This window comes from Mesorhizobium sp. B2-3-4, from assembly GCF_006442315.1.
In the GTDB taxonomy this organism is placed as follows: Bacteria; Pseudomonadota; Alphaproteobacteria; order Rhizobiales; family Rhizobiaceae; genus Mesorhizobium.
The window spans coordinates 97,599-121,461 of the sequence record NZ_VFVY01000015.1; the positions used below are offsets into that span (position 1 = coordinate 97,599).

The following is a 23,863-nucleotide window of genomic DNA, read 5'->3' on the forward strand; positions in this document are numbered from 1 at the left end:
CCTTTTGCAGCAACCAAGCAAAATGGCGGGCGTTCGGGAGGATCACGATTGATCCCAAACGGAAATATCACCATGACACGCACCAGCCTGAACCCAGCCTCCCGCTCCGGGCTCGCCTTCTGGTGGACTATGTTTGTTGGCCTGCTCTTGACGATACTTGGCTTGATGATCGGCGGCGGTGGAGCCTGGCTCATGGCGCTGGGAGGGTCTTGGTATTATCTCCCTACAGGAGTTGCACTGCTGGTCGCGGGCGGCCTGCTTTTAAGCCGCAATGTAGCGGGTGTGTGGCTTTATGTCCTGACCTGGATCGTTACGCTCGCCTGGGCCTATTGGGAAGTCGGAATGGACGGCTGGGGATTGATGCCCCGGGTGCTGGCTCCGACGATCATTCTTGTCTTTGTACTGTTAACCCTGCCAGCCTTTAACGGTCGTCGGGCAAAGCGACTTGGAGATGGCGCTTATGCAACCGGGACCATGGCTGTTCTCTTGCTTGCTTGCGCCGTCGGCCTTCATCATTTCACCGGACAGGCGCGGTCGCAGGAGACATCACCAAGCGCGCCTGCGTCCACAACGACGGCGCCTAGCCAGCCGGCTGGCTCTGCCCCCGCCGGTCAGCCGGATTTGACCATACACCAAGCCGGACCCGATTGGCCGGTCTATGGTGGGTCGGAACTTGGCACCCGCTATTCGCTGCTCAAGCAGATCACCGCCGACAACGTCTCCAAGCTGACGAAAGTCTGGGATTTTCATACTGGCGACATGCCAAGCAAGGCGGCAGCACAAAAATATTCGCCTGAAAACACTCCGTTGGAAGTGGGCGGCCACCTTTATGCCTGCTCCGCCAAGGATATCGTCATTTCCGCCAACGCAGCCACCGGCAAGGAGGATTGGCGGTATGACCCGAAGGTTTCGGATGACGCCATACCTTATGGAGCCAGTTGCCGGGGTGTCGCCTACTATGCCAGGCCGGGCGCCGACGCCGATCAACCCTGCGCCGCACGCATCGTCTGGGGCACGCTCGACGCCAGGCTGATTGCGATTGACGCCAGGAATGGAAAGCTGTGCGCGGATTTCGGCCAGCAGGGCATTGTCGATCTCACCCAGGGGCTCGGCAAGACCGTTCCCGGATGGTATTCCGTGACGGCACCGCCGACCATCGTGCGCGGCATCGTCGTCGTCGGCGCCCAGGTGCAGGACGGACAGGCCGAAGACGCGCCATCAGGTGTCGTGCGTGGATATGATGCGACATCGGGAAAACTGGTCTGGGCCTGGGATATGGGCCATCCCGACCGGACCGGCGCGCCGCCGGAAGGCGACACCTACACCCGCGGCACGCCGAATATGTGGACCGTCGCCGCTGCCGATCCACAGCTCGGCTACGTTTATCTGCCGCTCGGCAACGCCGCCGTCGACTATTACGGCGTCGATCGCAAGGATTTCGAGAACCAATATAACTCCTCGATCGTTGCCGTCGATGTTACGACAGGCAAGCCCGTCTGGCATTTCCAGACCGTCCATCACGACCTTTGGGACTACGATTTGGGGTCGCAGCCGACGCTCGTCGATATCCCGACAGCAAACGGAAAGGTTCCTGCGATCGTCGTCCCCAGCAAGCAGGGACAGATCTACGTGCTTGACCGCAAGACCGGAAAGTCACTCTTCCCGGTCGAGGAGCGGCCCGTTCCGTCCGGTGGTGTAGAACCCGAAAAGCTGTCCAGGACGCAGCCATACTCCGGCTACGCTCATCTCGATCAGCCTGTGCTGACCGAAAAGAAGATGTGGGGTATCAGCCCGCTTGACCAGCTCTATTGCCGCATCCAATTCAGGCAAGCGTCCTACCAGGGTGAATTCACGCCACCCACTGTCGAAAAACCGTACATCGAATACCCCGGCTACAATGGCGGCTCTGATTGGGGCAGCGTGGCCGTTGATACCGATGACGGCATCCTGATCGCCAACTACAACGACATGCCGAACTACAACCAATTGCTCCCGCGCGAAAAAGCCGATCAGATCGGCTTCAAGTCGATCGAACAGGGAGGTGGTTCCAAGAAGTCCAAGGATATGGGCAACCCGCAGATGGGCTCGCCTTACGCGATAGCGGTCAATGCAGGCTGGCGTCTGCCGACCGGACTGCTCTGTTCCGAGCCGCCCTACGGCCATTTGCGCGCGATCGACCTGAAGACCGGCAAAACATTGTGGGACGAACCGCTGGGCAGCGCGGTCAACAACGGGCCGTGGGGACTGCCCTCGATGCTGCCGCTGACCATCGGCACACCGAACAATGGCGGACCGCTGGTGACGGCGGGCGGTTTGATCTTCATCGCGGCGACAACCGACAACAAGCTTCGCGCCATCGACATCAAAAATGGAAAGACCGTTTGGCAGGCAGATCTGCCGGCTGGAGGACAAACCACGCCGATGACCTACGAAATAGAAGGGACGCAATACGTCGTCATTGCTCCTGGTGGCCATCATTTCATGGAGACGAAGGTTGGCGACGATGTCATCGCTTATGCATTGCCGAAAGGCTGACGGCTCTTTCGACGCACTGTGCAAACCTTTTTGCTCGCCGCACGTTGTCCGTTCTCCAAGCCGAGGAGACAACCATGCAAACGAAGTCGCAGACATCAGCGGAAGCAGCCAAGCAACGCCATATCCAGCGCGGCATCGACGCCAAGGACAAATCGAAAGGCAACGGCAAAACCCACGCAATGCAGGCCGGTGCTCGCACTTATCCGGAGCCACCTTTTCCCAAGCAGCATCAACCCAAGCCTGGGCATGAATGGGCGGTCGAGCCGGCGCCGCTGTATGATGCGCCGTACTATCTCGGATCGAAAAAACTCCAAGACAAAGTAGCCGTTATTACGGGCGGCGATTCCGGCATCGGCCGTTCGGTCGCCGTGTTGTTTGCCCGTGAGGGCTCGGATGTCGCGATTGTCTATCTGGCGGAGGGCAAAGATGCCGAAGAAACCAAAGCCGCTGTCGAAAAGGAAGGGCGGCGCTGCATGCTGGTAAAAGCCAATGTCGCCAAGCGAGTGGATTGCCACAGCGCGGTGGCAGACATTGTGAAAGAATTTGGCCGCATCGACGTGCTCGTCAACAACGCCGCTTTCCAGATCCATTCCACCGATTTCAGCGACCTGACCGAGGAACATTTCGACACGACGTTGAAGACCAATCTCTACGGCTATTTCCATATGGCACAGGAAGCCGTGCCGCACATGAAACCCGGCTCCGCGATCATCAACACCGGATCGGTGACCGGCATCGATGGCTCGAAGGAACTCGTCGACTATTCCATGACCAAGGGCGGCATTCACGCCTTCACGCGTGCCCTGTCGGGCAATCTCATCGACAAGGGCATTCGCGTGAACGCGGTCGCGCCGGGACCTGTATGGACACCACTCAATCCCTCGGACAAGGAAGCCGACGACGTGTCGAAATTCGGCGCGGACACGCCGATGAAACGGCCGGCACAACCGGAGGAACTCGCCCCGGCCTATGTGTTCCTCGCCTCCTCGCAATGCTCAAGCTACATCACCGGCGAGATCCTTCCGGTTGTCGGCGGCTACTGAGGCCAAGGCGATGTATTTCATTGCTTTGGCGACAGACTATGACGGCACGCTGGCGCATGACGGGATCGTCACCAAGAAAACACTTGCGGCGCTTGAGCGCTTCAAGAAAAGCGGCCGCAAGTTGATCCTGGTCACCGGGCGCGAACTGCCCGACCTCAAGCGTGTCTTTCCCGAAGTTGGCCTGTTTGACAAGGTCGTCGCCGAAAACGGCGCGCTGATCTACACGCCGGCAAGCGAGGAGGAGCGGACGATCTCGCCGGCGCCCGATCCCAAATTTGTCGCCAGACTTAAAAAGGCCGGCGTCAAGCCCCTGTCGGTCGGCAACTCGATCGTCGCCACGTGGGAACCGCATCAGCCGACCGTGCTCGACATCATCAAGACGATGGGGCTGGGGCTCGATATCATCTTCAACAAGGGCGCGGTGATGATCTTGCCGAGCGGTGTCAACAAGGCCACCGGACTGGCTGCGGCATTACAGGACCTTCGGCTGTCGCCGCACAATGTCGTTGGTGTCGGCGACGCCGAAAACGACCATTCCTTCCTCAAGGTTTGCGGCTGCAGCGTCGCCGTCGACAACGCCATCCCCGCGGTCAAGGACACCGCCAATCTGGTCATGCGCGGCGCGCGTGGAAAAGGCGTGGAGCAACTGATCGACAGAATGATCAAGCGCGATCATGGGATCGTGTCGAGGCGCCATGACGGCATCGTTCTCGGATCGGCCGGTGGCGACGACGTCTATTTGGCGCCGACAGATACCGTCCTTATCGCCGGCAGCTCGGGCATCGGCAAATCCACCTTGGCCACTGCGCTGACGGAACGCCTTGTCGAAGGCAAGTTCCAGTTCTGCGTCTTCGACCCTGAAGGCGACTATGACGGGCTTGAGGGCGCCGTCCGGCTGGGTGATGGATCCACACCACCAACCAAGGCGCAGGTTCTGGACCTGATTGCCAAGGCCGACAGCAATGTCGTCGTGAATGGGCTGGCGCTGCGTGTCGACGAGCGGCCGGATTTCTTTGCCAACTTGCTGCCCGACCTCGGCAACTTCCGCAGGCGCACGGCGCGGCCACAATGGCTAGTCATAGATGAAGTGCATCATCTTCTGCCGAAGCGACGCGACGATACGCGCGCGATCCTGTCACTAGAGTTGCCCGGCACGATCCTGATCACGGTTCATCCCGAGGCGATCTCGATCGATGTCTTGCGGCTGGTGACGGCTGTCATCGCGCTTGGTCCCAAGGCGAAGGATGTCATCAAGGCCTTTTGTCACGAGACCGGCATGGAGCCGCCGAAAGAGATGCCCACGCCGAAGGGCTCGCGCGTGCTGTTCTGGCGACCGCAGGCAGGCAAGAGGCTCAAGACGGTGAAGGTCGCGGAGCCGCGTCAATCGCTCAAGCGGCACAGCCGTAAATATGCCGAGGGGCAACTCGATGAAGCCGGCAGCTTCTACTTCCACGGCCCCGACAATGCGATGAATCTCAGGGCTCACAATCTGATGATTTTTGCCCAGATCGCCGAGGGTATCGACGACAAGACCTGGGAGTTCCATCTGCGCGCCGGCGACTATTCCCAATGGTTCCGCCATCAAATCCGCGACAAGGATCTCTCTCGCGAAACCGCCGAGGCCGAAAAGGACAAGAAGCTCTCTGCCGACGAAAGTCGAAAGCGCGTGCTCGACGCCGTTCGCCGGCGGTACACGGCACCGGCGACCGCGCCCGAGGAGTAGCGCCAGATAGGAGATGACCCATGAGCGAAGATCGGCCTAACGATCCCGGCGACGACAGGCACAGCCAGCCTGCCCACAGCGAAGACGGGCCTGTCTTTTCGGCGCAGAAGGCGCGGCAGGGCGAGATCATTCTACGGACCCGCACGCGCCGGATCGTCTTCATCGCGGGCTTAGTGGGTATCCTGGTCTTGGCGGTCGTGGTCAGGTTCGCTATCGGCTGACCGGCCTTGCCCGATGTGCATCGAGTCGGCTTGTCAGGAACTTTTCCAAACAGTTGTCGTTGACTCGCCGCTGCCAGCATGCGGTCGGCGCTTTCTTGAGAGTTCTCCCGTGGACGCGAACCCCGAAACCAAAGAACCCGACGAAACCAGCGACACGCGCGGCTCATCGCGCAAAGTCAAATCCGACGCCTCGCCAAAACGCAGGGACGATACGGCTGAGGCCGACACCCCAGAGCCCAAAAAGCCCGACGCGCAGGCGGACAAACCAAAGCCCAGTCTGCTGAGCTTCCCGCGACGGCACCCCTTCATCTCCATCGCGATTCTGACCGTGTTGCTGCTCGCTGCCGTTGGGTTAATCCTGTGGTGGCTGAACGCGCGCCAGTATGAATCGACTGACGACGCTTTCATCGATGCCCGCACCGTAACGATCGGAGCCGAGATATCGGGCCGCATCACTGATGTCGCGGTGACCGATAACCAGCCTGTGAAAGCCGGCGACGTGCTGTTGCGTATCGACGATAGCGACTATCAGGCGTCCCTCAAGCAGGCGGATGCAGCAGTCGCATCCGCAGAGGCCGATATCGTCGACGTGGCGGCCCAGATCGGGGCGCAGAACGCCAAAGTCGATGAAGCGCAGAAGCAGGTTGCGCAGGCGCAGGCCGCGCTCGATTTCGCCAAGGCCGAAGACAAGCGCAACAGCGAACTGCTGGCGAAGGGCGCGGGCACACAGCAGCAGGCACAGCAGGCCTCATCGACGTTGCGGCAGGATCAGGCGGCATTCGACAGTGCCGAGGCCAGCGTTGCCGGCGCCAAGAGCCAGATCACCGTGCTGCAGGCGCAGGGCAAGAGCTCCCAGGCCAAGCTCGAACAATCCAAGGCTAGCCAGGACCAGGCGCGCACGACCTTGTCGCGCGTCACCGTGGTGGCCCCTGTCGCCGGCCGCGCCACCAGCATTACAGCGGCCAAGGGAACCTATGCACAACCCGGGCAGGTGCTGATGATGTTCGTGCCCGACGACGTCTGGATCGAGGCCAATTTCAAGGAAACGCAGATCGATCTGATGCGGGCCGGGCAGCCCGTCGACATCGATATCGACGCCTATCCCGACAAGACATTCCGGGGTCGCCTGGACAGCATCCAGGCTGGCAGTGGCACGGCGTTCAGCGTGCTGCCGGCAGAGAATGCGACCGGCAATTTCGTCAAGGTCGTGCAACGCGTGCCGGTCAAGATCGTCTTCGACAACCCGCCGGACGTGCTGCTTGGACCGGGCCTTTCCGTCGTGCCAACGGTCAAGGTGCGGTGAGCGATCAGGCACAGACGCAAGGCGACGAAAACCGGTCGGCCGCCGGCGGCCGCAATCCGTGGATCATCGCTGTCGTCGTATCGATCGCCACCTTCATGTTGGTGCTCGACACATCCATCGCCAACGTCGCCTTGCGCAACATCGCCGGCAGCCTCGCGGCGGGCATGGACGAAAGCACGTGGATCATCACCACCTATCTCGTCGCCAATTCCGTGATCATTCCGATCAGCGGATGGCTCTCCAGCGTGATTGGCCGCAAGCGCTATTACATGATCTGCGTCGCGACTTTCACGCTCGCATCGCTGCTTTGCGGGCTGGCGACAAACCTGCCGATGCTGATCGTCTTCCGCATTCTCCAGGGACTCGGCGGCGGAGGCATGGCGCCGAGCGAGCAGTCCATTCTTGCCGACACCTTCCCGCCGGCCAAGCGTTCGCAGGCCTTCGCGCTTTACGGCATCGCCGTCATCGTCGCGCCCACCGTCGGACCGACGATCGGTGGCTGGCTGACCGACAATTTCTCCTGGCATTGGATTTTCTTCATCAACGTGCCGTTCGGCATCATGTCGCTTGCCCTTGTGCAATGGCTTGTCGTCGAACCCGACGTGCTGGAGCGCGAACGCAAGGAACGGCTCAAGGGCGGCCTGAAAATCGACTGGGTCGGATTCATCCTGGTCGCGACGGCGCTGGGCTGCCTGGAAATCTTCCTTGACGAGGGCCAGCGCAATGACTGGTTCCAATCGAGTCTCATAACCACCTTTGCCGTCATCTCGGCAGTTGCATTCCTCATCCTCATCCCATGGGAATTTCGCAATCGCGACCCGATCGTCGACATGCGGCTGATTTTCAGCCGACAGTTCGGCACCGCCTTCATCGTGATGATGGCCGTCGGCGCAGTCCTGTTCAGCACCACCCAGATATTGCCGCAGCTGCAGCAGGGGACATTCGACTATACCGCGACGCTGTCGGGGCTCTCGATGATGCCGGGGGGCATCGCCATGCTGATGCTGATGCCCATCTCCGGATTCGCCTCCGGCATGGTGCAGCCGAAATATCTCATCATGATCGGTATGGCCGCCGTCGCGGTTGGGTTATGGCACCTGACGACGCTATCGGGCGATGCCGGCTTCAGCTATTTCGTCTACGCCCGCATCTTCATCACAATCGGATTGCCCTTCCTGTTCATTCCGATCTCGACGGCTGCCTATGTCGGATTGCGACCGCAAGAGACCAACCAGGCCTCTGCCCTGATCAACGTGGCCCGCAACATCGGCGGCAGCATAGGCGTGTCACTGTCGAACACCGTCATCGCCCAGAATGCGCAGATCCATCAGTCGAACCTGGTCGCCCGCACCGGGCAATCGTCGCCTGCCTACCAGAACGCGCTGCAACAGGCGACGCAGCATTTCGCTGCACAGGGCGCCCCGATGATAGAGGCCAAGCAGCAAGCCATCGGCTGGCTGGCGCAGATGATCGGCCGGCAGGCATCCCTGCTCGCCTATATTGACGTCTTTCGCTACAGCGCCGTGATCACAGCCCTGCTGGTGCCGATCGCGTTACTGCTACGCTCGCCGAAATCTGAAAAAAATTAGCCGCATTTCTAATGGGAACCTGAGCTTCGGCATGACGTTCAAACCCTGTCAAAGAGGAGAAAACGTCATGCCACGAGGCGACAAATCGAAATACACCGACAAGCAGGAACGCAAGGCCGATCACATTGCCGAAGGTTATGAGAAGCGCGGGGTTTCCGACAAGGAAGCCGAGCGGCGCGCATGGGCGACCGTCAACAAGGACGATGGCGGCGGCAAGAAGGAAGGCGGCTCCGGCCGCGGCGAGCACACGGGCCATCCAGCCGCCCACAAAGGCGGCAGGATCGGCGGCAAGGCATCGGCATCGCGGTCAGCCGCCAGCCGTTCGGAAACGGCAAAGAAGGCCGCCGCGACCCGCAAACGCAATGCCGAACATCGCGCTCATTAACCGGTCTGGATAGAGCTATGAAAGCGCAACTCGTCAATGAAGTCGGCGAACAAAGAACCTTCGTCGTGGTGCTCGATCCCGGCGAAGAGGCGTTCGGCGCGCTGACCGCATTCGCGGCTGAGCAAAGGATCGGCAGCGCGTCCCTGACAGCCATCGGTGCGTTCGAAAGAGCCACCGTCGGCTGGTTCGACCTGAACGCCACGTCCTATCGCAAAATCCGCGTTGACGAACAATGCGAAGTGCTGAGCGCGATATAGCGCTGGGCGACGATGGCAAGCCCAGCCTTCATGTCCATGCGGTGCTTGGATTGAGCGATGGGACCACCAGGGGCGGGCATTTGCTTGAGGGCACCGTTCGGCCAACGCTTGAGGTGACGTTGGTGGAATCGCCTGGTCATCTGCGCCGCCGCAAGCGTGCCGCATTGGGCGTCGCTCTGATCGATCTGGATGGCTAACGTCGGCGCGGCCGAGATTCCGACAACGGCATGCCCATGCTCGGCGGCTGCCTTTGCGGCAATATCCGTTTCAGTGTCAGCAGCGAACCGAGAGTCCACTACTGCCATTGCGACATGTGCCGGCGCGCGACCGGCAGTGCCTTCGCGGTGCTGGCATGGTTGCCGTCCGAAAGCGTGACCTGGACTGCCGCAGCACCAACCTATCGCCGGTCATCGCTGATTGCCCAAAGGGGGTTCTGCCCGGCCTGCGGCTCGCCGCTTAGCCTCGCGTACGACGCTTCACCCGGCGAAATCGCCTTGCATGTCGGCACATTCGACGATCCGGCGTGCCTAGAACCTCGCTACAATTATGGATCGAGGCAGCGGCTCGGTTGGGTTTGCTGCGGATTGGACCTGCCACACCACGACACCGAAGAGCGATGGTGAAGCCATGCCACGGAGTCGCAGCAGATGAGCATTTTCTACCGGGCGACCAAGATTGCCGAGGAGGTTCACGCCGGCCAGCACGACAAGGCCGGGCGACCCTATATCGAGCATTGCCGCCGTGTCGCCGATGCCGTCGAAACCATCGACCAGAAGGCTGTGGCCTATCTCCATGATGTGCTGGAAAAAGGTGATGGCTGGAGCCGGACCAGGATCGAGCAGGCAGGTTTTGGTCCGGCGATTGCTTCTGCAGTCGACGCCATGTCGCGCAGGGATGGCGAGGACTATTTCGTCTTCGTGCGGCGCGCGGCATCGAACCCTTTAGCGTTGCCGGTCAAGCGCGCGGATCTGCAAGACAACATTTGGCAGTCGCAGTAGATCGGAGCGTCGGCGTCCAAATACGAAGAAGGACTACGAATCCTCGATGAGGAATTCCCGAATCGCTAGTCCTGCCCTTCGTTCCTACTCGATCACATGAGGCGTATGCCGCTTGTCTTCCGATGGCTCGACATCGATCCGCACCTTTTCAGGATCGAACGCGCCGTGACCCGCGATCGCCCTCGCCGCAGCGTCTGGTGTCTCATAGGCCCAGAGGACGTCGTCCGCCGAACTGCCCACGGCATGGACGCGCCAATAGCTTGCCGCGCCTTTCAGCGGGCATTCGCTCGTGGTGTTGGTCTTTTCGAAAAGCTCGAAATAGATGTCCTCGAACGGGATATAGAACACCGGTTCGTGTCCCTGTTCCCGCAGCACCTTGGCACGGTCCGTCGCGGCGACGATGGCATCGGAAAATTTCACCGTCACCGTGCCGGCAAACGGCTCTATGGTCAGTTGACCTGAGTGCGGCGTTGCAATTGCAATTGAAGCTTGCATATCCGGTTCTCCTGTAGTTGTTGCGGCTCGAAACGGGCGACAGGCATCACCAACGTGGCGTTATGACACGATCGTCATTTACCAGCCGGCGCCATGGCTGGTTGATCGCCGCCAGTCGTCGATTTGGGTCTGGCGTCTTGGTCAACTGGCGGGTTCTTGTTCACGGTGTCGGTGTTGGCCTTTGTCGGCTCGGTGCTGTTGTCGCAGGCAGCAAGCGCAAGACCAGCGACCAAGATCAGCAATGATAAGATTTTCAATCAGGCCTCCTCCGGTTGCAGCGTATTTGGTTGCTTTGGCAAAGCCTTCAACCACTGGTGCCTTTTGAGCCAACTCCAACCACTGAACCGGCCTCCCTGCGTTCAGTCTCCGGGCCTTCCGCTTCTATTTCCTGCACGGCCTGATCCCAGTGCTCCTGGTCGTGGCCGGCTGGGCGCCCTTCCCGTTCCGAGATTTCGTAGGCTCGCCGTTTGATCCGCTCTTCTCTGCTGTCCATGGTTTGATCCTCCGATCCTCCAATTCCAATTCGGCAGGATATTTTTTGTTCCTCTCTGGCCGCGAGGAGAACGGCTGGCGGCGCTGATATCTGTCAGATGAGTTCGGTTGGTAATTTTCGTGCAAAAATTTTTGCGTGACACTTCAGCGCCGGCAGATTTATAAATTGGCCTCTGCGCATGGGCAACCACCCGATGCCTGTCGCCCAATGCCTGATTGCCCGCAACGCGAGCTGTTGCGATGCCACGGTGACGCCATGCGAGAATTGCCGAAGGACATTGACGCTGACGTGGTGATCGAAATCGGCAGGCTGCTCGAGGAGAACACTGCGTTCGTTCCCGTCCGGGTCCATGAGCTTGCAGCCAGGGTAAAGCGGAAGGTGACGACACGGTTGCCGGACTCTTCGATCGAGGAACTGATCGTTGAGATGGCCTCGGCGCGGCAGCTGGCCATGGCCTTCGATCTGCCCGACACTGAAAATGTGGTGCAAATCCCGGTGCACCGCCCAAAACGCTAGAACAGCTGCCAATTCCAGCCTGAGTCCGTTCAACCGGCCACCGAGCGGCGCGGGGAACTTAACGTGCGCCCAGGCATTGGATTTGCACGAGAGTTGACCTTCCAGCCAGGCCTTTTCGATGCCTCTTAATCCCGACTGGAAAGATATCGCCGCGCGCCTGGTTCTGACTGTGATTGCCGGCGCGCTGATTGGATTGAACCGCGAGGTGCGCGGTCACTCAGCCGGTTTCAGAACGACCATTCTGGTCGGTCTGGCCGCCGCTCTCACAATGGTCCAGGCAAATCTCCTACTCGGCGTTGGCGGCAAGAATCCGGATTCATTTGCCTCCATGGATGTGTTGCGCTTTCCACTTGGCGTGCTGACGGGCGTCGGCTTCATCGGTGGCGGCGCGATCCTTCGCCGTGGCGATCTTGTGAGTGGCGTCACCACGGCCGCCACCCTGTGGGTGATGACGGCGATCGGCTTGGCATTCGGTGGTGGTCAATATGGATTGGGGACGGCCGGAACGTTGCTGACTTTGTTGACGCTTCTTGTCCTGAAGTGGATCGACGTGCGTATTCCACGCGACCATCGTGCTGACTTGGACATCATCTGGAAAGGCGGCAAGGCAGGCGACCTGACGGACATCATCGAGCCGCTTGGATATCGGGCACGCCTGGTGGGCACTGAGCGCCGCCGAGATATCGAGAGCCAGGTGTTTTCCTTCGAAATCGGCTGGACGCGAGCTGACCACAGCGGGCCACCAACGGATCTGCTGGAACTCGTGGACAAGCATTGCGAGATCACACGATTCCGTCTCGTCCGCGAGCCCATGCATTGATGGCGTCGTCAGCTGCTCCAAGCGGCGTTGAGCGTGAGCGACGCTTCGAACGCCTCTGTTCCAGCTTCATCGCGCATTTTGACGGTTATCTTGACCAGGTCACGATCCGGCATCTCGTCGCGCGCAACGTCATGCAAGATGCGAAGTGCTTCAGCTCTTGCACGGTCCCTGGATTCGAAAAATTCGCCGGTCTCGTCCGCAACCAGCCCATCGCTGTTGTAAAGATCGAAATAGTAGCGTTTCATTCGTCTCTCGCCGGAAAGCTTCAACGTCCTAAATACGTTGAAATACTTATTGTTCCCGTCCAAATTGGCGTTTCCGCGAAAACCGGCGCAGCCTGTCAAATGATTGCGTTCGTCCTCCTCTGGAGACCCAAGGTCTCGAGTCCCGACACTCAGGCGATCGGCGTCGCACGTCGATTGCGGCGAGGCTGCCATGCTGGAATCCCTTTATCTGCAACTCGGCAAGCATGACGAACTGTCGAACGACGAGAGGACACTGCTGGCCGAGGCGATCTCTTTAGGAAAAGATTTCGAAAAGGGGCAGGACCTCGTTTCGATAGGGTCGCGTCCGGTCTACAGCACGATGCTGCTGGACGGCCTAGCGGCACGATACAAGGTGCTCGAGAATGGCGGACGGCAGTTCACATCCTTGCAGGTGCCTGGCGCTTCGTCGACCTCCACGCTTTCCTGCTCAAGACAATGGATCATGGCATCGTTGCGCTCTCGCCTTGCCGTGTCATGTTCGCGGACCACGGCAAACTGAGGACGATCACCGAACAGGCGCCGCACCTGACGCGCTTGCTGTGGCTCGACACACTGGTCGATGGCGCCATTCACCGCGAATGGATCGTGGCGATGGGCCGCCGCTCCAAGACCTCGCATCTCGCCCACCTCATCTGCGAGCTCTTTGTGCGCCTGCAGGTGGTCAATCGCACCAGTGGCATGAGTTTCAACCTGCCCCTTTCGCAAGCCGAGATGGCCGACGTGCTGGGCTTGTCGGTGGTGCATATGAACCGGGTGATCGGATCTCTGAAAAAAGATCAGGGTCATCACCTGGGTGAACCACACCGTCACCATTCTGGATTGGGATCAACTCGCAAAACTTGCCGAGTTCGATCCTACTTATCTGAGCATGAACACCGAACCCAGGTGAGCACCTGGTTCAAGTAGCCGCGCTGCTTCCCTCGTCGAAGAATTGAACGCCACGGACGGCCGCCTTTTTGGTGATCAAGCCCTTCAGGTCGGCATCCGATCGGCTTGTCCCGGTCCGTTCGCGCAACATGGCTATGGCTGCCTGCATCGACAGGAACGGATTTTCCATCACCTCGTCGAGGACGGTGTCCACCGATGCGGCAATGTTGTTTGGTTCAGGATTTATCGCCATAGCTTTGGCCCATCTGACCGGTTGCCAAACTCGACGGCGCTTAGAGGCGCCTGATCGCCTCGAGCTTCAGGCGGAGCCGTTGGCCCTCGGCATAGGCAAGCGCTAGGGATTCGAGATCGAACTGACTGGTGGTTTCCTGGCCATCGTTCATCACTCGCACGAACCATTCGCCGCACGCTTCAACGACCTCAATCTGTGCTACAGCATTGCTTCCGTTTTGGGGGTTATCCACGGCATCCTCCCAAGGCTCACGAAACCAGAATTATCCCACCAACCCGCAGTTTCGTCATTCAAATTTGATGCGTTTTCACTGCACGAATCTTACCAAGCGGTTTGTCCTCGCCCAACTTTCGTGAAGCTGGGAATTCTCGATACGGAGGACACAAAGCCTTGAGCGCTCGATTCCGATGCATGGCTACTGGCTTGCCGATGTCACTCGCCAGACGGTGTTGCCAACATCGTCAGCGATCAACAACGCGCCCGCTTTGTCGACAGCAACGCCCACTGGCCGTCCATGCGCCTGATTGTCGTTGTCAAGGAAACCGGTGACGACATCCTGTGGCTTGCCGTCGGGGTGGCCATCTTTGAAGGAGACGAACACGACCTTGTAGCCGTTGAACTTCTTGCGATTCCAGCTGCCATGCTCGCCGACAAACGCGCCGTTGCGATAGGCGTCGGGAAGGTTGGTTCCAGCGTAGAAGGCCAGACCCAGAGGCGCCACATGGGAACTCAAGGCATAGTCCGGAGGAATCGCCTTGGCGACCAGATCCGGCCGCTGCGGCATCACGCGCGGATCGACATGCTGGCCGTAGTAGCTGTACGGCCAACCGTAGAACGCGCCATCCTTGACCGATGTCATGTAGTCGGGAACAAGATTGGGACCGAGTTCGTCGCGCTCGTTGATGACGGCCCACAGCGCCCCGCTCTGCGGCTCCCAGCTCAGCCCGTTGGGATTGCGCAGTCCACTTGCGAATATACGATAGCGCCCGGTGGTTCTGTCGACCTCCCAGATGGCGGCCCGGTCCTTTTCGGCCTGGATGCCATTCTCGGTGATGTTGCTGTTGGAGCCGACGCCGACATAGAGCAACGATCCGTCAGGACTGGCGACCAAGGATTTGGTCCAATGGTGATCGATAGGCCCGCCGGGAAGCGGCGTCAAAACAGTGCCCGGCGCCGTGATCTTGGTGTCGCCAGGCGTGTAGGGATAACGCACGATGGCGTCGGTGTTGGCGACATAGAGATCGTTGCCGACCAGGGCCACACCGAAGGGCGAACTGAGATGGTCGAGGAACACGTCCTGGACGTCAGGCACGCCATCGCCGTTGGTATCGCGCAGCAGCGTGATGCGGTTGCTTCCTTCGGTGCCGCCGCCCGAGGTGGCCATCGACTCGATCCAACCCATGATCAGGTCTTTCGGCCGTTTGATCGCGGCGCCGGGCGGCGCCACGGATTCGACGACCAGAACGTCGCCGTTGGGCAATGTGTAGAGCGAACGCGGATGCTTCAGGCCTTTGGCGAAAGCCTGGATTTGGAGGCCCTTGGCGACCGTCGGTTTTTCATCCGGTTTCCAGCCGATGATTGACGCAACGTGCATGGGCGGAACCAGATATTGGGCAGGTTCCGGCAACGTCGGGTTCGGCCCGACCTGATCGCCTGGATCCGGCTCTTCGTCGCTGCATGCGGGCAGCGCCAGAAGCGATCCGCACAGTAAACCGAGACCTGCTACGCGCCGGATATATCTGCTGGACGACAACACGGAACTCATTCGACCACCTCCACGTGGGCACTGCGGGAGCGCCATCCCAGCAGCCCCACGAAGAGCAGGACGATCACGGCCGCGGCCGACAGCGAGAGCCCTGTCGGCACGACCGACGTCCAAGCATCACGGCTATGCACAAGGGCATTGAGAAGCGACATCGCGAGCGCGGCCAAGCTGCCGAAAAAATATGGCCATACGGGCCTGCTCGCAGCCGAAAGTCGACCGGTGAACAAATCGACAAGCGCTGCCAAAACCGCGAGCACGCCTACGACCAGGCCAGCGAAAAGCAGCCAAGCGGAAAAATCAGCCCACATCATCTCCGCGCTTCGCCAATAGGTGACATCCGTCAGCAAGGTGCCAATGAAACACGCATTGGCGACTGCCATAGGTGTTTTGTGAAGCGGACGCTTGGCGACCACCAGGATGGATTTCGCAATGGCCAAGGACATCCTCCATCTTCAAAGCCGGCTCTTGCTCCAAACCAACTTGCGGTTGAGAGGTTCCCGCACCGTTCTGCGTTCAAGAACTCGTGATGATGCTGACAGCCCGCGTGCTATCTGATCTTGGAGGTCGGCGACCGCTGATTACGGACATCCTGCATCGATCGAACAACCCCAGGCGGGTGGCTATGTACGGTTCTTACCAAACCGCTGGGCCTAGATTGCTTGCTGCCTGGCGCTGACTAGATTTGGCAACGCGGCATCCCCAAACCATGCCGCAGTGGCCGGCGCGCTGGCTCAGGCAATGGTGTCTCACCGGCATCATAGTGCCGGCCACTTCGAAATGAACCTGATCCAATCAGTTTGAGAGGCGCCGCCGCCGTACTCCAATTCAAGCGCCCGGCCGCTCCTGTCTTGAAGGGGTCTTTGAACTCAAATCTCCGACAAGCCGGCGATATTGGACTTCGGGAGGGCCGTAAGACCCTTGCGCCAACTTCAGAAGGCCATCGCGATCGCGGATCGTGATTTCGCCGCGGCGGGCACGGATATAGCCATAGCTCTCGATGAGCTGGAGACCAACGGCGACTCCGGGGCGCCTGACACCGAGCATGATGGCAAGAAATTCATGGGTTATGACAAGCCTATGGCCGACAGTCCGGTCACCGCACATCAGTAGCCACCTCGCCAATCGGACCTCCAAGCTGTGTCTGGCATTGACCGATGCCGTGTAGCTCGTTTGAACATGGCGATATTGGACGTAGCGCAACAGAAACGGCCGCAAGGTAGGGCTGTCCTCCAAGGCCGCCAGGAATGGGCCGGTAGCTATCCGCAAGGCTCGCTCGTCGACTGGATATAGCAATCGAAGTTTGCCTGGTCGTCCCCCATGATCAATGCCGATCCGGTCATGCCTTCGAACCCGATGATTCCGACTTCCGCTTCCTCTTTCCCTGAAGTCTTCGCCACCACTGAGGCTAGCCCGCTTTCAAGAAAATAGACGGCTTCGATCTTTCGATCTGCAGTCTCCAACGGCGTGCGCAACTCCAGAAAAACGCTCTCGAGATGTGGCTGCAAGCGCGCAAAATCGTCCGCGTTCATGCGGCGCAGCAATTCGCTCCTGGCTTGCAGGACCTGATGATCCACGAGACGCTCTCCCTGAGGGCAAGAGCACTGGGATCTCTTAGCCGGCCGCGCCCGTTGAACGAGCGGCCGGTGCCGAACCATAGACTGCGCTTCGCGCAGCACTAGGTTGGCCAGCATGTTGGGACGAAACCGACAGTTACTGTCGCGAAAAATCGAAGCTTCGGATGGCTAACCATCTTTCGCCAGGAGACGAGCTTCCCGCAGGATGGAGGCACGATCAAACCTGACCAGCGATATTATTTCGCGGATTTGCTGTTCAGTAGCGCCGGATTCGCGCGCAATTGCGCGGACCATCGCTTGCGGCGGACCGGGCCGCTCGGGTTCGTTCGCCATGACATCCTATGCCTCGTGATGGGCAGGAGTGCGATGGTCGCTCCCAAGCGTCAGCGCCCGCATTGCGCCTCTGACGATTTGCTTATGTACGCTTTCGTACCAAAACTTGCGAGTCAATTCGAGGTGCGACCGAACGGGCGGTTCGCACGCCCACTTACTCCAAATCTCCCAAAATCGTTCGGAACAATTGCGTCACTGGGAGGTTCAAAATGTCCCACCCCAATTAGGAGTTTCGAACGATGGACCATACCAATCATGTGCGCCTTGCGAGCACTGAACTGACGCCCGACGTTCTGGAAGATGCCACGATATATGACGCCGACGACAACAAGGTCGGCAGCGTTTCGCATGTCCACGGCTCTGGAGCCTCCAGCCAAGTTGTTATCGATGTCGGCGGCTTTCTCGGCATCGGCGCCAAACCGGTGGCCGTGCCCGCGAGCCAGTTGGAATTCATGCGCGATGAAGACGGTGACGTCCATGCAGTGACCAACTGGACCAAAGACGAGCTCAAGAAAATGCCCGAGCATCACGACGCCTGATACCGACGGGTTCGCCTTGACCGAGAGCGGTCGCTTGGCCGCTCTCATCACCTGTACCGGCGTGTGGCCTGAGGCCGGCTGCAGCCCGAGGAGACTTGGCGAGCACCGTCCCGTTGACCTCCAAAATAACCGGCACGGAGTTACAGCCATGATGGCCAAAAAGGCGAACATAGAGAGCAAAGATAAGAAAGCACAACGTTTGGCGGAGACCACCGATGTCTCACCTAAACAGGCTAAAGACCTCATACGGAAGCACGGGAAGGACAGTCCGGAGGTCGAGAAGGAGGCCAAGAATTTCAAAGCCGAGGGATAGGCGCGGCTAGCGTCAACTTCAACTAATGAGTCCGCCACCGGACCGCATCCCGTAGCGGGCTCGCCGGTTGTTGCCGATCCCGACGAGGCCGCGCTGGCGGACAAACTCTTCTGCAGCAGCACATACGCGCCTGCGGGCCAGCCGTCGCCATGCAACCAAAATCGAGTTCCGTCGGCGGGTGTCTGGTTGCATGTCGATGAAATCTATCGTGGCTTGGAGCCCTTGATCTGTCACCCCGAGATCGTCGCGGCAATCAAGGCCACAGCAGAGGAGCAGGGCATAAACCTTGGCGCGATGTCCAATGGCGGCAGCCATGACACACAACAGATGTCCAGGATCGCTCGCGCCGCCATGATATTCGTCAGGAGCAAGGACGGCCGGAGCCACACGCCCGAGGAATTCTCCTCAATCGGCGACATCGCCGATGGCATCAAGGTACTGGCAGGGACGCTCTAAAAGCTGGCCTATTGTTAAGCAGCTACAATGCAGAGAAATTTCCAATGAACCCTTCTCGCAGCAGGCACGCACGCCAGCCCGTATTTACGAGATCTCAAAGTTTCCTTCTCCTATCCCCATGGCGGACTCCGGCGACAACTCTTTTGGTTGCGTTGGTGATTTTCACATCCGTGCTGGCTCTGGGATACTAAGACATTCCGATTGGTCAGTTCTTCAACCGTCGACCGACTGCTCCGTTTTCAAACCTAAGTCAGTCGTGCCCGTGTCGTGCGTGGCGTGGCCAGAAGCAGACTGGTTTCGCTGCCCGTTATGCCGGCAATCAGCCGAATGCGGCGCAGCACCGCATCGAGATCGGTCAGGGATGCCGTCCCAAGCTCGACCACCAGATCCCAGCGGCCATTGGTGGTATGGACGGTCGAGACTTCGGGGAAGCCGCCCAGCGTCCGTACCACGCGGTCCGCGGCATGACCCTCAATCTCGATGAGCATGATACCACGGATGCGCTGAGCAACGGCGTCGGCGCGCAGCACCACCGTGTAGCCGATAATCTCGCCGGATCGCTCCAACCGCTCCATACGCGCCCTGACCGTAGCGCGCGAGACGCCGAGATCGACGGCGAGATTGACACGCTGCGCCGCGCATCATGTCGCAGCAGGGTCACGATCCGTTCGTCCAGTGCATCCATGACGGGTTACCATTTTGATCAATTTAGCTACCACTGTGATAAACTAAGCTTTCCGGATTGCCAATTTTACCTGTTCAGATCGCCAGCTCGCCATGGTCCCCTCGCGGTCATTCGAACTTGGACCGCAGGGAAATTAATGCGTTGCCGAATCGTTGGGGCGCCGGTGCAGGACGGTGCCGGCAGAATGGGATGCGAGATGGGGCCGAGCGCACTGCGGACCGCCGGACTGGCTGAGGTGCTGTCCGGCCTCGGCCACGCCGTCGAGGATATGGGCGCCGTACAGCCGCTTCCAGCAAGGCGCCTTGTGCATGGCAATCTGGCGCTGAAGGCCCTGCCCGAGATATCGGCCTGGACATCCGCCATTGCCCAGGCCGCCTACGCAGCGAGCGAGGACGCCATGCCGATCTTTCTCGGCGGCGACCATTCGATCTCGGCGGGGACCGTGTCGGGTCTTGCCCGTCGCGCCACGGAGGCCGGGCGCCCGCTGTTCGTGCTGTGGCTCGACGCGCATCCGGACTTCCACACGCTCGACACCACCGCCAGCGGCAATCTGCACGGTGTTCCTCTCGCTTACGCCAGCGGCCAGCCGGGCTTTAGTGGTTATTTCCCTGATCTGCCGGCAGCAGTCGATCCCAAGCGTATCTGCACCATGGGCCTGCGCAGTGTCGACCCGGCCGAGCGCAGTGCGCTCAATCAGGCGGGCGTGACCGTGCACGACATGCGCGCCATCGACGAGCATGGCATCGCGCCGTTGCTGCGCGCCTTCCTGGCGCGTGTGTCAGATGAGGATGGGCTGCTGCATGTCAGTCTCGACGTCGACTTCCTCGACCCCTCCATCGCGCCGGCGGTCGGCACCACGGTTCCCGGCGGCGCGACGTTCCGCGAGGCGCATCTGGTGATGGAGATGCTGTCCGACAGCGGCCTCGTCTCCAGCCTCGACCTTGTCGAGTTGAATCCGTTTCTGGACGAACGTGGCCGAACCGCGACGCTAATGGTCGACCTGACGGCGAGCCTGATGGGCCGCCGCATCATGGACCGTCCGACCCGCAGCCATTCAGGGAGCTTTTGATCATGACCACGGCAAAGCTGAACATCGTCCCCTTCGTCAGCGTCGACCGCATGATGAAGCTGGTGATCGCCATCGGCGTCGAGCGCTTCCTGACCGAGCTTGCTGGCTACATCGAGGAAGACTTCCGTCGCTGGGAGCTTTTCGACAAGACGCCCCGCATCGCGTCGCACAGCCATGAGGGCGTCATCGAGCTGATGCCGACAAGCGATGGGCGCCTCTATGGTTTCAAATATGTCAACGGCCATCCGAAGAACATGCGCCAGGGCTTGCAGACCGTCACCGCCTTCGGCGTGCTCGCCGATGTTGGCAGCGGCTACCCGATGCTGCTCACCGAAATGACCATCCTGACTGCGCTGCGCACCGCCGCTACGTCCGCTGTCGCGGCCAAGTATCTGGCACCGCGCGGCGCGCGCACCATGGCCATCATCGGCAATGGCGCCCAGTCGGAATTCCAGGCGATCGCCTTCAAGGCACTGACCGGCATCGATCGGCTCAGGCTCTACGACATCGATCGGTCCGCCTCGCGGAAATGCGCGAAGAATCTGGCTGGCATGGGATTTGACATCACCATCTGCGCAACCGGGCAGGAAGCGGTTGAAGGTGCCGGGATCATCACGACCGTTACCGCCGACAAGCAGTGCGCCACCATTGTCACCGACAACATGGTCGGCTCCGGTGTTCACATCAACGCCGTCGGCGGCGATTGCCCCGGCAAGACTGAACTGCACAAGGATATCCTGCTGCGCTCCGACATTTTTGTTGAGTTCCCGCCACAGACACGCATCGAGGGTGAGATCCAGCAGTTCAATCCCGACTATCCGGTGACAGAACTCTGGCAAGTGATCGCCGCCAAGGCGCAAGGCCGCCGAGACGCCAAGCAGATCACGCTGTTCGACTCGGTCGGCTTCGCCATCGAGGATTTCTCGGCCCTGCGCTATGTACGCGACCAACTGCAAGCGACCGGCCTCTATGAGGAGCTCGACCTGCTGGCGGATCCAGACGAGCCGCGCGATCTCTTCGGCCTGCTGCTGCGGGCGGCCTTGCAGCCGGCAGCGTAAGGACCTCGACCAAGACGAATCCGTTGTCGTCGGGCAGGCGGACGCAAAGTTGACCTCAACGACCGAAATAGAGAGCAAGGCAGTCGTTCCAACCTTCGTGATAGGGATTGTATTTTGCTCTTCTAAAAGCGACATCGGTCTGTCTGGAAAATGACCGTTTCCGTCCATCGGCAAACGGTGGGCGTTTGGCTGTGGACAGAACCCCTTGGTGTCCGAAAATATGTTCGGAAATCTACTGTCCGGATATCGCTTACCTAAATCGTGCGCGGATCCGCATCAGATCGTAACACCTCTCAGCGTGAAAATCGTATTTCACACTGCCGTGCCGTCGCCTGCGCCTCAAGATGATGCATCTACCACCGCGGCGCGATACCGCCCGTAGCCGACCTTCACGAGCAGGCCTTCCTTGCACATCCGGGACAAGTAACAGCGGGGGATTCCTGCATTTGACAACTCACAGGTCCGCACCTCACCGCCCTTGCGAGCCAGAGCAACAGCTTGGTCGCGAAGTGACGGCTGGGGAACACCCGTAAGGCGAAGTGCCTCCGCACGGTCTCGGTCGCGTTTTCGCATCTTGAGTGCTTGCGGCGCATTCTGGCGAAGAGCTATAGCGAATTCGTAATTCGCGGCTTCACCGATCCCGGCGAGCCACTTCAGATCAAAACTGCGAACGCCGCTTGCACGCGGTTCCACTCCCGAGCCGCCCTGCTCCGTGGCAAGCGTCTGCAGGAGTTTGATTTTGGAGCCAGTGATCCGAATTTCGGCATCTCCCACTTCAATCCGCTGCACTAGCGCCTGCACGTAGTGACGGCTGAACCCATTATCCGTTCGAATCTTCTTTCGCGCCTCTAGGCCGAACCGGTGAAGCAACTCCGGCGTAATCGTGGTTTCCCCGCTTTCCGTGCGCACTTCTGCACGCTCAGCGTCGGCACGCGCAGCGTCTCGGGCTTGCTTCAGCTCACCGATTCGCCCTTTAAGATTGGTATCACCCAAATCGGCGAGGCCAGTTTCGATCGCCTCGTACAATCGCGTGAGCTTGGCATCGGCGTCCGCAGCCTGCCTCTTCAGCTCAGCGACTCGGCCCTTTCGCCGCTCCGCTTGCTCGTCGCGCCGCTTTATCAACCCCGACAGCAACTCTTCCAGCCGGGCTGGCTCCAGTAGCCGATCCTCCATATAGGCAACGACCTTCGTATCGAGTTCCTCCATGGGGACTGTGCGTCCTCGGCATCCGGTCTTTCCCTGACGCGCTGCCGTGCAGCAGGTGTAGTAGCGATACTGTTTCCCCCTACCCGATGTACGCAGGGTCATCGCCCCACCACAATCAGCGCAGAAGCAGACGCCACCCAGCAAGGTGCCTCCGCTCACGAATCGGGGCGCTTTCAACTGCGGGCTTCGGGACCGCATCATTTGCTGGACCTCGGCAAACTCCTCAGGGTCGACGATAGGCTCGACGATCACTTCAACCACCTGATCGTCGGGGTTCTGTTGTTTCTTGCGCCAACTGGCCACGTTGAAGCGGTGGCGTCCAATGTACGTCTCACGCGTCAGAATTTGATGCACCGCGCCAACACCCCACCGTCCACCGGTCTGGGTCCGAATGCCTCGAATGTTCAAGAAGTCAGCGATCTGCCTCGCCCCCATGGGTCCGTTTCCCGCGCCAATGCGCGCGAGGCGGAACATCAGGCGGACGGTACCGACTCGTGCGGGATCCGGTTCGATCTTCTTCTTCGTCCGCGAGCCGCGCTGCTCGGCAGCGACGATCCTGTAGCCAAAGGGCGCGCGGGAGCCATTCCAATAGCCCTGCCGGGCATTCTCACGCATAGCTCGAAGCGTGTGTTTGGCGTTTTCCTTCGATTGATACTCGTCGAAGAGCGCCATGATCTGGCGCATCATCACACTCATCGGATCGTCACCGAGATCCTGGGTGGTGGATGTTAGCCGGATGCCGTTCTTCGCCAAGCGGCGCACATAGAACTCAAGCTGAAACTGGTCGCGGAAGAAGCGCGAGAATGAATGCACGATAATGAACTCGAACGGAGCCGGCTTTTGCGCCGCTGCGTCCATCATCCGTTGAAACTCCGGCCGGCGGTCGTCTGTTGCCGATGCGCCGGCCTCCACGAACTCCGCAACAACGGATATTCCCTTCGCTGTGCAATAGGATTGGAGCTGACGTCGCTGATCGGGAATCGAAAGATCGTGCTCGGCTTGCCGACCAGTCGAAACTCTCAAATACAAAGCCGCGCGCCCTGATGACGGCAAGGCGTTGATGACCGTGAGGGTCATGCGACACCTCCCTTTTTAGAAATG

25 protein-coding genes and 5 pseudogenes are annotated in these 23,863 nt (G+C 59.9%); 18 read left to right on the forward strand and 12 right to left on the reverse strand.

Features of this window, described 5'->3' with window-relative positions:
• Window positions 1-72: 72 nt before the first annotated feature.
• From FJ967_RS21660 to FJ967_RS21705, 10 genes and pseudogenes are all read left to right on the forward strand, one after another.
• On the forward strand, window positions 73-2,535 hold the full coding sequence (locus FJ967_RS21660) for a membrane-bound PQQ-dependent dehydrogenase, glucose/quinate/shikimate family (RefSeq protein WP_140733850.1): 2,463 nt from the start codon (window positions 73-75) through the stop codon (window positions 2,533-2,535).
• Between the two features lie 74 nt (window positions 2,536-2,609).
• Entirely contained in the window at window positions 2,610-3,578 is a 969-nt protein-coding gene (locus FJ967_RS21665) for an SDR family oxidoreductase (RefSeq protein WP_140733924.1), read from the forward strand.
• 10 nt (window positions 3,579-3,588) lie between these two features.
• Window positions 3,589-5,301 (forward strand): HAD family hydrolase, encoded by a 1,713-nt coding sequence (locus FJ967_RS21670; RefSeq protein ID WP_140733851.1) that lies wholly within the window; start codon window positions 3,589-3,591, stop codon window positions 5,299-5,301.
• Between the two features lie 20 nt (window positions 5,302-5,321).
• The gene (locus FJ967_RS21675) at window positions 5,322-5,522 is read left to right on the forward strand and encodes a hypothetical protein (RefSeq protein ID WP_140733852.1); all 201 of its coding nucleotides are present in this window, start codon (window positions 5,322-5,324) and stop codon (window positions 5,520-5,522) included.
• Between the two features lie 13 nt (window positions 5,523-5,535).
• On the forward strand, window positions 5,536-6,825 hold the full coding sequence (locus FJ967_RS21680) for an HlyD family secretion protein (protein WP_140733853.1): 1,290 nt from the start codon (window positions 5,536-5,538) through the stop codon (window positions 6,823-6,825).
• Window positions 6,822-8,414 (forward strand): DHA2 family efflux MFS transporter permease subunit, encoded by a 1,593-nt coding sequence (locus FJ967_RS21685; RefSeq protein ID WP_140733854.1) that lies wholly within the window; start codon window positions 6,822-6,824, stop codon window positions 8,412-8,414. Before FJ967_RS21680 ends, FJ967_RS21685 begins: the two co-directional genes overlap by 4 nt.
• Before the next feature lie 67 nt (window positions 8,415-8,481).
• A complete protein-coding gene (locus tag FJ967_RS21690) occupies window positions 8,482-8,799 on the forward strand; it encodes a plasmid stabilization protein (RefSeq protein ID WP_140733855.1) in 318 nt (105 codons plus the stop codon).
• 17 nt (window positions 8,800-8,816) lie between these two features.
• Window positions 8,817-9,253 (forward strand): annotated as a pseudogene (locus tag FJ967_RS21695) (PPC domain-containing DNA-binding protein).
• 30 nt (window positions 9,254-9,283) lie between these two features.
• On the forward strand, window positions 9,284-9,679 hold the full coding sequence (locus FJ967_RS21700) for a GFA family protein (RefSeq protein ID WP_140733856.1): 396 nt from the start codon (window positions 9,284-9,286) through the stop codon (window positions 9,677-9,679).
• 24 nt (window positions 9,680-9,703) lie between these two features.
• Window positions 9,704-10,051, forward strand: a pseudogene (locus FJ967_RS21705) (HD domain-containing protein); the annotation flags it as partial.
• 87 nt (window positions 10,052-10,138) lie between these two features.
• On the opposite strand, the gene FJ967_RS21710 reads toward FJ967_RS21705, so the two are convergent.
• The 3 genes from FJ967_RS21710 to FJ967_RS21720 all read right to left on the reverse strand — a co-directional run bounded on the left by FJ967_RS21710 (window position 10,139) and on the right by FJ967_RS21720 (window position 11,042).
• The gene (locus FJ967_RS21710) at window positions 10,139-10,549 is read right to left on the reverse strand and encodes a DUF427 domain-containing protein (protein WP_140733857.1); all 411 of its coding nucleotides are present in this window, start codon (window positions 10,547-10,549) and stop codon (window positions 10,139-10,141) included.
• Window positions 10,550-10,623: 74 nt separating this feature from the next.
• Entirely contained in the window at window positions 10,624-10,806 is a 183-nt protein-coding gene (locus FJ967_RS21715) for a hypothetical protein (RefSeq protein WP_140733858.1), read from the reverse strand.
• Between the two features lie 47 nt (window positions 10,807-10,853).
• A complete protein-coding gene (locus tag FJ967_RS21720) occupies window positions 10,854-11,042 on the reverse strand; it encodes a DUF2934 domain-containing protein (protein WP_140733859.1) in 189 nt (62 codons plus the stop codon).
• A 255-nt stretch (window positions 11,043-11,297) separates the two neighbouring features.
• On the opposite strand from FJ967_RS21720, the gene FJ967_RS21725 reads away from it, so the two are divergent.
• Both FJ967_RS21725 and FJ967_RS21730 read left to right on the forward strand, forming a co-directional pair.
• Window positions 11,298-11,558, forward strand: coding sequence for a hypothetical protein (locus FJ967_RS21725; RefSeq protein ID WP_140733860.1), 261 nt, complete (start codon window positions 11,298-11,300; stop codon window positions 11,556-11,558).
• Window positions 11,559-11,676: 118 nt separating this feature from the next.
• Complete coding sequence (locus FJ967_RS21730) at window positions 11,677-12,378, forward strand: MgtC/SapB family protein (RefSeq protein ID WP_140733861.1); 702 nt, start codon at window positions 11,677-11,679, stop codon at window positions 12,376-12,378.
• Between the two features lie 8 nt (window positions 12,379-12,386).
• On the opposite strand, the gene FJ967_RS21735 is transcribed toward FJ967_RS21730, so the two are convergent.
• Window positions 12,387-12,623 carry a hypothetical protein gene (locus tag FJ967_RS21735; RefSeq protein WP_140733862.1) on the reverse strand — a complete coding sequence of 79 codons (237 nt, stop codon included), beginning with the start codon at window positions 12,621-12,623 and terminating at the stop codon, window positions 12,387-12,389.
• A 190-nt stretch (window positions 12,624-12,813) separates the two neighbouring features.
• Between FJ967_RS21735 and FJ967_RS21740 the strand changes: the two are divergent.
• Window positions 12,814-13,533 (forward strand): annotated as a pseudogene (locus FJ967_RS21740) (Crp/Fnr family transcriptional regulator).
• Window positions 13,534-13,542: 9 nt separating this feature from the next.
• Here the strand turns inward: FJ967_RS21740 and FJ967_RS21745 are convergent.
• From FJ967_RS21745 to FJ967_RS33465, 6 genes and pseudogenes are all read right to left on the reverse strand, one after another.
• On the reverse strand, window positions 13,543-13,725 hold the full coding sequence (locus tag FJ967_RS21745; protein ID WP_246675342.1) for a hypothetical protein: 183 nt from the start codon (window positions 13,723-13,725) through the stop codon (window positions 13,543-13,545).
• Between the two features lie 79 nt (window positions 13,726-13,804).
• Window positions 13,805-13,996, reverse strand: a complete 192-nt coding sequence (locus tag FJ967_RS21750; RefSeq protein ID WP_140733864.1) for a hypothetical protein — start codon at window positions 13,994-13,996, stop codon at window positions 13,805-13,807.
• Between the two features lie 183 nt (window positions 13,997-14,179).
• On the reverse strand, window positions 14,180-15,529 hold the full coding sequence (locus FJ967_RS21755) for a sorbosone dehydrogenase family protein (protein WP_181176070.1): 1,350 nt from the start codon (window positions 15,527-15,529) through the stop codon (window positions 14,180-14,182).
• A complete protein-coding gene (locus tag FJ967_RS21760) occupies window positions 15,526-15,972 on the reverse strand; it encodes a DUF2231 domain-containing protein (RefSeq protein WP_181176072.1) in 447 nt (148 codons plus the stop codon). Before FJ967_RS21760 ends, FJ967_RS21755 begins: the two co-directional genes overlap by 4 nt.
• 382 nt (window positions 15,973-16,354) lie before the next feature.
• Window positions 16,355-17,058, reverse strand: a pseudogene (locus tag FJ967_RS21765) (Crp/Fnr family transcriptional regulator).
• 213 nt (window positions 17,059-17,271) lie between these two features.
• Window positions 17,272-17,436, reverse strand: coding sequence for a hypothetical protein (locus tag FJ967_RS33465; RefSeq protein WP_181176075.1), 165 nt, complete (start codon window positions 17,434-17,436; stop codon window positions 17,272-17,274).
• Window positions 17,437-17,675: 239 nt separating this feature from the next.
• Between FJ967_RS33465 and FJ967_RS21770 the strand changes: the two genes are divergently transcribed.
• The 3 genes from FJ967_RS21770 to FJ967_RS21780 all read left to right on the forward strand — a co-directional run bounded on the left by FJ967_RS21770 (window position 17,676) and on the right by FJ967_RS21780 (window position 18,744).
• Window positions 17,676-17,975: a PRC-barrel domain-containing protein gene (locus FJ967_RS21770; protein ID WP_140733866.1), complete on the forward strand. Its 300-nt coding sequence runs from the start codon at window positions 17,676-17,678 to the stop codon at window positions 17,973-17,975.
• 148 nt (window positions 17,976-18,123) lie between these two features.
• Window positions 18,124-18,288 (forward strand): hypothetical protein, encoded by a 165-nt coding sequence (locus FJ967_RS21775; protein ID WP_140733867.1) that lies wholly within the window; start codon window positions 18,124-18,126, stop codon window positions 18,286-18,288.
• Between the two features lie 186 nt (window positions 18,289-18,474).
• Entirely contained in the window at window positions 18,475-18,744 is a 270-nt protein-coding gene (locus tag FJ967_RS21780; RefSeq protein WP_246675343.1) for a M20/M25/M40 family metallo-hydrolase, read from the forward strand.
• A 245-nt stretch (window positions 18,745-18,989) separates the two neighbouring features.
• On the opposite strand, the pseudogene FJ967_RS21785 reads toward FJ967_RS21780, so the two are convergent.
• A pseudogene (locus FJ967_RS21785) lies at window positions 18,990-19,429 on the reverse strand (Lrp/AsnC family transcriptional regulator).
• 136 nt (window positions 19,430-19,565) lie between these two features.
• Between FJ967_RS21785 and rocF the strand changes: the two are divergent.
• Entirely contained in the window at window positions 19,566-20,498 is a 933-nt protein-coding gene (rocF, locus tag FJ967_RS21790) for an arginase (RefSeq protein ID WP_140733868.1), read from the forward strand.
• A 2-nt stretch (window positions 20,499-20,500) separates the two neighbouring features.
• Entirely contained in the window at window positions 20,501-21,556 is a 1,056-nt protein-coding gene (locus tag FJ967_RS21795) for an ornithine cyclodeaminase (protein ID WP_140733869.1), read from the forward strand.
• Window positions 21,557-21,895: 339 nt separating this feature from the next.
• Here FJ967_RS21795 and FJ967_RS21800 read toward each other — a convergent pair whose 3' ends face one another.
• The gene (locus FJ967_RS21800; protein WP_140733870.1) at window positions 21,896-23,839 is read right to left on the reverse strand and encodes a recombinase family protein; all 1,944 of its coding nucleotides are present in this window, start codon (window positions 23,837-23,839) and stop codon (window positions 21,896-21,898) included.
• Window positions 23,840-23,863 lie beyond the last annotated feature (24 nt).

Bases quoted from the DNA above. Each gene is read 5' to 3' on its own strand.
- FJ967_RS21660 (WP_140733850.1), top strand. From the start codon at position 73: ATGACACGCACCAGCCTGAACCCAGCCTCCCGCTCCGGGCTCGCCTTC.
- FJ967_RS21665 (WP_140733924.1), top strand. From the start codon at position 2,610: ATGCAAACGAAGTCGCAGACATCAGCGGAAGCAGCCAAGCAACGCCAT.
- FJ967_RS21670 (WP_140733851.1), top strand. From the start codon at position 3,589: ATGTATTTCATTGCTTTGGCGACAGACTATGACGGCACGCTGGCGCAT.
- FJ967_RS21675 (WP_140733852.1), top strand. From the start codon at position 5,322: ATGAGCGAAGATCGGCCTAACGATCCCGGCGACGACAGGCACAGCCAG.
- FJ967_RS21680 (WP_140733853.1), top strand. From the start codon at position 5,536: ATGTGCATCGAGTCGGCTTGTCAGGAACTTTTCCAAACAGTTGTCGTT.
- FJ967_RS21690 (WP_140733855.1), top strand. From the start codon at position 8,482: ATGCCACGAGGCGACAAATCGAAATACACCGACAAGCAGGAACGCAAG.
- FJ967_RS21700 (WP_140733856.1), top strand. From the start codon at position 9,284: ATGCCCATGCTCGGCGGCTGCCTTTGCGGCAATATCCGTTTCAGTGTC.
- FJ967_RS21710 (WP_140733857.1), bottom strand. From the start codon at position 10,549: ATGCAAGCTTCAATTGCAATTGCAACGCCGCACTCAGGTCAACTGACC.
- FJ967_RS21720 (WP_140733859.1), bottom strand. From the start codon at position 11,042: ATGGACAGCAGAGAAGAGCGGATCAAACGGCGAGCCTACGAAATCTCG.
- FJ967_RS21725 (WP_140733860.1), top strand. From the start codon at position 11,298: ATGCGAGAATTGCCGAAGGACATTGACGCTGACGTGGTGATCGAAATC.
- FJ967_RS21730 (WP_140733861.1), top strand. From the start codon at position 11,677: ATGCCTCTTAATCCCGACTGGAAAGATATCGCCGCGCGCCTGGTTCTG.
- FJ967_RS21735 (WP_140733862.1), bottom strand. From the start codon at position 12,623: ATGAAACGCTACTATTTCGATCTTTACAACAGCGATGGGCTGGTTGCG.
- FJ967_RS21755 (WP_181176070.1), bottom strand. From the start codon at position 15,529: ATGAGTTCCGTGTTGTCGTCCAGCAGATATATCCGGCGCGTAGCAGGT.
- FJ967_RS21760 (WP_181176072.1), bottom strand. From the start codon at position 15,972: ATGTCCTTGGCCATTGCGAAATCCATCCTGGTGGTCGCCAAGCGTCCG.
- FJ967_RS33465 (WP_181176075.1), bottom strand. From the start codon at position 17,436: ATGGCGAACGAACCCGAGCGGCCCGGTCCGCCGCAAGCGATGGTCCGC.
- FJ967_RS21770 (WP_140733866.1), top strand. From the start codon at position 17,676: ATGGACCATACCAATCATGTGCGCCTTGCGAGCACTGAACTGACGCCC.
- FJ967_RS21775 (WP_140733867.1), top strand. From the start codon at position 18,124: ATGATGGCCAAAAAGGCGAACATAGAGAGCAAAGATAAGAAAGCACAA.
- rocF (WP_140733868.1), top strand. From the start codon at position 19,566: ATGCGTTGCCGAATCGTTGGGGCGCCGGTGCAGGACGGTGCCGGCAGA.
- FJ967_RS21795 (WP_140733869.1), top strand. From the start codon at position 20,501: ATGACCACGGCAAAGCTGAACATCGTCCCCTTCGTCAGCGTCGACCGC.
- FJ967_RS21800 (WP_140733870.1), bottom strand. From the start codon at position 23,839: ATGACCCTCACGGTCATCAACGCCTTGCCGTCATCAGGGCGCGCGGCT.